The following is a 6284-nucleotide window of genomic DNA, read 5'->3' as shown; positions in this document are numbered from 1 at the left end:
GGATGCCGGCCTGCCGCTCTACCGCTATGTCGGCGGCGCCTTCGCCTCGCTGCTGCCGGTGCCGATGATGAACATCATCAACGGCGGCGCCCATGCCGACAACCCGATCGACATCCAGGAATTCATGATCATGCCGGTGGGCGCCGAAACCGGCGCCGACGCCATCCGCATGGGTTCCGAGATCTTCCAGTCCCTCAAGAAGAAGCTCAAGGACGCCGGCCACAACACCAACGTCGGCGACGAGGGCGGCTTCGCCCCCAACATCGGCTCCACCGACGAGGCGCTCGGCTTCGTCATGAAGGCCATCGAGGCTGCCGGCTACAAGCCGGGCGACGACGTCATGCTCGCCATCGACGCTGCCTCGACCGAGTTCTTCAAGAACGGCAAGTACGAGCTGGCCGGCGAAGGCAAGTCGCTGTCGCCGGAGCAGATGGTCGCCTACTGGGCCGATCTGGCCGGCCGCTTCCCGATCATCTCGATCGAGGACGGCATGGCGGAAGACGATTGGGAAGGCTGGAAGGCGCTGACCGATGCCATCGGCAGCAAGGTGCAACTGGTCGGCGACGACCTGTTCGTCACCAACCCGAAGCGTCTGGCCCAGGGCATCCGCCAAGGTGTCGCCAACTCCATCCTGGTGAAGGTCAACCAGATCGGCACGCTGTCGGAGACGCTGGAAGCGGTCGATATGGCGCACAAGGCCGGCTACACCGCCGTGCTGTCGCACCGTTCGGGCGAGACCGAGGACAGCACCATCGCCGACCTCTCCGTCGCCACCAACTGCGGCCAGATCAAGACCGGCTCGCTGAGCCGTTCGGACCGCCTCGCCAAGTACAACCAGCTGATCCGCATCGAGGAGCAGCTCGGTGTCGCCGCCCGCTTCGCCGGTCGCGGCATCCTGAAGGCCTGATTTCCAGAGATCCGGAGGCCCCCTGCCCCGCGACCGTCCCGCCCCGCTCTCTCCCGCCCCCGGAGAGACGACAAGGACCGGAAGGGCCGCGCCCAAAGGGACTTCCAGGACGGGCGGCGAGCGTCGTGATCGCTGAGATTGCTCGCCCTTCTGCCCCCTTCCCCCGATCTCTCCCCGGGGGAAGGGGGGTTCCCCGCCCAGCCGCACCATAGACCTGCGGCATAGTGTCAAGGGCCGGGGGATTCCGTTGGTTCTATGTTGCAATGCACATTTAATATACTAATATATCTATGGTTCCCTCGCGGCGCAGAATGCCGGCCCAAGCCGGCAGCGGAACGTTTCCGATTTTCCAGGCGCTGCCCTGTCGGACCGCAAAAACGGGCCGCTCGATCGACCCGGTCAACCGGAGTGTTCAAAAAATGCGTGCCAGTGGTGAAGCGTTCGGCAACGGCATCGGCGCCGTGGTCGAGAATGTGACCTTCGACGAAATCCAGATCGGCCAGACGGCCAGCCTTTCCCGTCAGCTGACGCTGATGGATGTGGAGCTGTTCGCCACCGTGTCGGGCAACATCAACCCGGCCCATCTCGACCCGAAATTCGCGGCCGACAGCCGCTTCCAAAAGGTGATCGGCCCGGGCATGTGGTCGGGCTCCCTGATCTCCGGCGTGCTCGGTACCTATCTGCCCGGCGCCGGGTCGCTCTATGCCGGCCAGAGCCTGCAGTTCCGCCGCCCGGTCGGTCTCGGCGACATCGTCACCGCCACCGTCACCGTGATCGAGAAGCGCCCGGCCAAGAACATCGTCGTGTTCGACTGCGTCTGCACCAACCAGGATGGCGAAGTCGTCGTCCTCGGCACCGCGGAGGTCGTCGCCCCGACCCAGAAGGTCATCCGCCCGGCGCATGAGCTGCCGCAGATCCAGATGATCCGCCACGACAAGCACGATGCGCTGCTCGCCAAATGCGACGAGCTGCCGCCGGTCGTCACCGCCGTGGCCTATCCCTGCGACGCCAGCTCCCTCCAGGGTGCGGTCGAGGCCGCCCAGGCCGGGCTGATCGAGCCGATCCTGGTCGGGCCGGAAGCCCTCATCCGCAAGGTCGCCGCGGCAGGCGGTCTCGACATCTCCCGCTACCGCATCGTCGACGCCGCCCATAGCCGCGCCGCTGCGGCAGCCGCCGTGGCGCTGGCCCGCACCGGCGAGGCAGAAGCGGTGATGAAGGGCAGCCTGCACACCGACGAGTTGATGGGCGAGGTGGTGAAGAAGGAGACCGGCCTGCGCACCGCCAGCCGGATCAGCCACGTCTTCCTGATGAATGTGCCGACCTACTCCAAGACGCTGCTGATCACCGACGCGGCGATCAACATCTACCCGACGCTGGAGGACAAGGTCCACATCGTCCAGAACGCCATCAACCTCGCCAAGGTGCTGGGCGTCGACACCCCGCGTGTCGCCATCCTGTCGGCGGTCGAGACGATCAACCCGAAGATCAACACCACGCTGGAAGCCGCCGCGCTCTGCAAGATGGCCGACCGCGGCCAGATCACCGGCGGCATCCTGGACGGCCCGCTGGCCTTCGACAACGCCATCTCCGCAGAGGCCGCCCGCACCAAGGGCATCGTCTCCCCGGTCGCCGGGCAGCCCGACATCCTGCTCGCCCCCGACCTGGAAGCCGGCAACATGCTGGTCAAGCAGTTGTCCTTCCTGGCCAACGCCGACCTCGCCGGCATCGTGCTGGGCGCCAAGGTGCCGGTCATCCTCACCAGCCGCGCCGATAACGTGCGGGCACGTCTCGCCTCCTGCGCCGTCGCCTCGCTGGTCGCCGCCGCTCAACGCCAGCCCAAGCTCGCGCTGGCCGCCGAATAGGACGCTTTCGTCATGGCTGCACATTCCAATTCCGGCAGCGACGCCTGCCTCGTCATCAACGCCGGTTCCTCCAGCCTGAAGTTCTCCGTCTTCCAAACAGGGAACAAGGGCGGCGGCAGCGCCGCGGAGCTGGAGCCGGTCGTTACCGGCCAGATCTCCGGCATCGGCACGGCTCCCCGCTTCGAGGCGAAGGACGCCGCCCGCCACAAGATCGCCGACCACAGCTGGGCCGCCGGTGAGAATCCGGGCCGTCCGGAGCTTCTGCACCATCTGCTCGACTGGATCGGTGACACGCTGAAGGGCGCGACGCTGGTGGCCGCCGGCCATCGCGTCGTCCATGGCGGCACCCGCTTCTCCGCTCCGGTGCGCGTCACCCCGACCGTGCTCGACCAGTTGGAGGAGCTGATTCCGCTGGCCCCGCTGCACGAGCCGCACAACATCGCCGCCATGCGGGCGCTGGCGCAGGTCTACCCCTCCCTGCCGCAGGTGGCCTGCTTCGACACCGCCTTCCACCAGACCCAGCCCTGGCAGTCGCAGACCTTCGCCATCCCGCGCGAACTGACGGCGGAGGGCATCCGCCGCTACGGCTTCCACGGCCTGAGCTACGAGTACATCGCCCACCGCCTGCCGCAGGTGGCGCCGGAGCTGGCCGACGCGCATGTGGTGGTCTGCCATCTCGGCAGCGGCGCCAGCCTGTGCGCCATGCGCGCCGGGCACAGCGTCGACACCACCATGGGCTTCACCGCGCTGGACGGCGTGCCGATGGGCACCCGGCCGGGCGCGATCGATCCCGGCGTGCTGATCTACCTGATGCGCGAGAAGGGCTACGGCGCCGACGAGTTGGAGAAGCTGCTCTACCACAAGTCGGGCATGCTGGGCGTGTCGGGCATCTCCAACGACATGCGCGACCTGGAGAACTCCGACCTTCCGGCGGCTGCCGAGGCGGTCGAACTGTTCTGCCACAACGTCGCCAAACAGGTGGCGGCGCTGGCCGGCTCGATGGGCGGCCTGGACGCGGTGGTGTTCACCGCGGGCGTGGGCGAGAACTCCACGCTGGTGCGGTCGCGGGTGGCGGAGAAGCTGGGCTGGCTTGGCGTGTCGATCGACGCTGCGGCCAACCGGGCGAAGGCGACGCGCATCTCCGCCCAGGACAGCCGGGTGCCGGTGTTCATCATCCCCACCGACGAGGAACGGATGATCGCCCGCCATACGCTCGGCGTCATCGCCGCCGATGCGCTGAGCCGGGCGGCTTGAGCGAACCTGACGCCGGAATTGCGCCCTCTCCCACCAGTAGGATCCCCTCTCCCCCCCGGGGAGAGGGTTAGGGTGAGGGGGAAGTGTGGCGGGACCTTCGGGGGGATCATGAAATGCATCCCCCTCACCCCGCCCCTCTCCCCGGGGGGGAGAGGGGGAGTCTCCCAGGCAGGGAAAGGCATCATGGAACAGGTCCCCACAAGCTCCGCCGCTCCCGCTGCACGCCCGGTTGAGAATGTCCGGCTCGGCATCCTGTCGATGCTGCTGGCGATGGTCCTGATGACCATCATGAACGCGCTGGCCAAGATCCTGGCGGAAACCTACCCGCTGGGCGAGGTCACCTTCTTCCGCAATCTGTTCGCCCTTCTGCCGGCGGTCGCTATGGTGGTCGCGGCGGGCGGGCGGAGCTGCCTGCACACCACCCACTGGCAGGGGCATCTGTGGCGGGCCGTCATCGGCCTCGCGTCCATGGTCCTGCTGTTCTGGGCCTATCACCTGATGCCGCTCGCCAATGCGGTGGCGATCTCCTACTCCGCCCCACTGTTCCTGACCGCCCTGTCGGTCCCGCTGCTGGGCGAGAAGGTCGGCGCCTTCCGCTGGGGTGCGGTGGTCGTCGGATTCGCCGGGGTGCTGATCATGGTGCAGCCCGGTCCCGACATGATCGACCGCGGCGCCATCGTCGCCCTGACCGCTGCCGTTTGCTACGCCCTGGCGATGATCGCCATGCGCCAGCTGGGACGGACGGAAAAGCCGGTGACCACGGTGTTCTACTTCACCGTCATCTCCACGGCACTGAGCGCGCTCGCCCTGCCCTTCGACTGGATCACGCCGGATGCCCATGCGCTGACGCTGATGGCGGGCATGGGGATCGCCGGCGGCGGCGCCCAGTATTTCAGCACGCGGGCCTATTCGCTGGCGCGCGCCGTGGTGGTCGGCCCCTTCAGCTACGCCAGCCTGATCTATGCGACGATCCTCGGCTGGTTGGTCTGGGGTGACGTGCCGGCCGCCCATGTGATGATCGGCGCCGCCATCGTCATCGCCAGCGGCCTGCTGATCCTGTACCGCGAGACCCGCCGCGCCGCGGCTCCCGCCCCGCAGGTGGATTCATGCCCGAACACGCAAGCCCAAAGCGCCGGTCCGGTCCGGACCGCGTGAGCCGAGTTATTGCGGCAAAGTGGCATGCCCCCGCCTCGAGGCGGATTGTCCTTGCGCCGACCACTGATATATTAATATACTTGAGTTCCAAGGAAAGGACAGGCATCATGGTTACGACCGATGTCCAGGGCAATCCGGCTCCCCGCCTGACCGGCCGGATGCAACTGATCCAGGGTGGACGGACCGATGAGGAACCGATCACCACCCGCCCAACGCATTTTGCCACCTCCGGCAGGGTCTGCGCCATCGTCGGCGGCACCGGCCTGTCCGCCAAGCTGGACCTTCTGGCCCGGCTCATGACCCGGGTCGACGTGCTGGCGCTTGGCGGCGGCATCGCCAACAGCTTCCTGGCCGCGGCCGGCACCGACATGGGTGCCTCGCTGTGCGACCACGAGCTGATCGGCGAGGCGCGCAAGCTCCTGGACAAGGCGAGGGCCTGCCGGTGCGAACTGCTGCTGCCGGTGGACGTGGTGGTGGCGACCGAGGCGCGGCAGGGCGTGGAGGACCGCGTCGTCTCCTGTGCCGCCATCGGTCCGGAGGACATGGTCCTCGACATCGGTCCGGCGACGGCGGCCCGGCTGACCGCCTGCGTCGAGGCCGCCGGAACGGTCGTCTGGACCGGCCCGCTCGGTGTCTACGAGATCGCCCCCTTCGACGTCGGCACCAACGCGCTGGCCTGGTTCATCGCCCGTCGCACCCGCGACGCCGGCCTGCGCTCGGTGGCGGCCGGTGACGACACCATCGCGGCTCTGGCCGCAGCAGGGGTGGACGGCCGCTTCAGCGAACTGACCACCCGCGATGCCCTGCCGGCCTGGCTGGACATCGCCTCTCCTCGCGCGGTCCCGGCCTGACGGCCGGTCCACGCCTTAAAATTGTACCCCCGGCGGGCCGAAACCCGCCTTTCCCGGTTAAAACGAGTCTCCGCCCCTACCGGCACGAGACCGCAACGGAACGACTGGAGCACATCATGGCTGTACGGGTAGCGATCAACGGTTTTGGCCGCATCGGCCGTCTGGTTCTGCGCGCCATCTACGAGAGCGGCCGCAAGGACGTGGAGGTCGTGGCGATCAACGACCTGGCCGATCTGAAGGCCAACGCGCACCTGC

At 67.7% G+C, this 6284-nt stretch carries 6 protein-coding genes; all 6 read left to right on the top strand.

Features of this window, described 5'->3' with window-relative positions:
• Positions 1-907: phosphopyruvate hydratase (gene eno, locus VD964_RS27150; protein WP_324871572.1), on the top strand; the 907-nt coding region annotated here is incomplete at its 5' end.
• A 419-nt stretch (positions 908-1326) separates the two neighbouring features.
• Positions 1327-2769: a bifunctional enoyl-CoA hydratase/phosphate acetyltransferase gene (locus tag VD964_RS27145; RefSeq protein WP_324871571.1), complete on the top strand. Its 1443-nt coding sequence runs from the start codon at positions 1327-1329 to the stop codon at positions 2767-2769.
• 12 nt (positions 2770-2781) lie between these two features.
• Positions 2782-4023 (top strand): acetate/propionate family kinase, encoded by a 1242-nt coding sequence (locus VD964_RS27140; protein ID WP_324871570.1) that lies wholly within the window; start codon positions 2782-2784, stop codon positions 4021-4023.
• A 183-nt stretch (positions 4024-4206) separates the two neighbouring features.
• Positions 4207-5178, top strand: coding sequence for a DMT family transporter (locus VD964_RS27135; protein WP_324871569.1), 972 nt, complete (start codon positions 4207-4209; stop codon positions 5176-5178).
• 107 nt (positions 5179-5285) lie between these two features.
• Positions 5286-6029, top strand: coding sequence for a phosphoglycerate kinase (pgk, locus tag VD964_RS27130; protein WP_324871568.1), 744 nt, complete (start codon positions 5286-5288; stop codon positions 6027-6029).
• A gap of 116 nt (positions 6030-6145) precedes the next feature.
• Positions 6146-6284: glyceraldehyde 3-phosphate dehydrogenase NAD-binding domain-containing protein (locus tag VD964_RS27125; RefSeq protein WP_324865882.1), on the top strand; the 139-nt coding region annotated here is incomplete at its 3' end.

This window comes from Azospirillum sp. (assembly GCF_035628975.1).
Classification (GTDB): Bacteria; Pseudomonadota; Alphaproteobacteria; order Azospirillales; family Azospirillaceae; genus Azospirillum.
The sequence above is the reverse complement of the archived record's forward strand: the minus strand, read 5'-3'. Positions and strand labels throughout refer to the sequence as shown.

What these genes read in the sequence shown, in the direction of transcription:
- VD964_RS27145 (WP_324871571.1), top strand. Translation starts at nt 1,327, where the DNA reads ATGCGTGCCAGTGGTGAAGCGTTCGGCAACGGCATCGGCGCCGTGGTC.
- VD964_RS27140 (WP_324871570.1), top strand. Translation starts at nt 2,782, where the DNA reads ATGGCTGCACATTCCAATTCCGGCAGCGACGCCTGCCTCGTCATCAAC.
- VD964_RS27135 (WP_324871569.1), top strand. Translation starts at nt 4,207, where the DNA reads ATGGAACAGGTCCCCACAAGCTCCGCCGCTCCCGCTGCACGCCCGGTT.
- pgk (WP_324871568.1), top strand. Translation starts at nt 5,286, where the DNA reads ATGGTTACGACCGATGTCCAGGGCAATCCGGCTCCCCGCCTGACCGGC.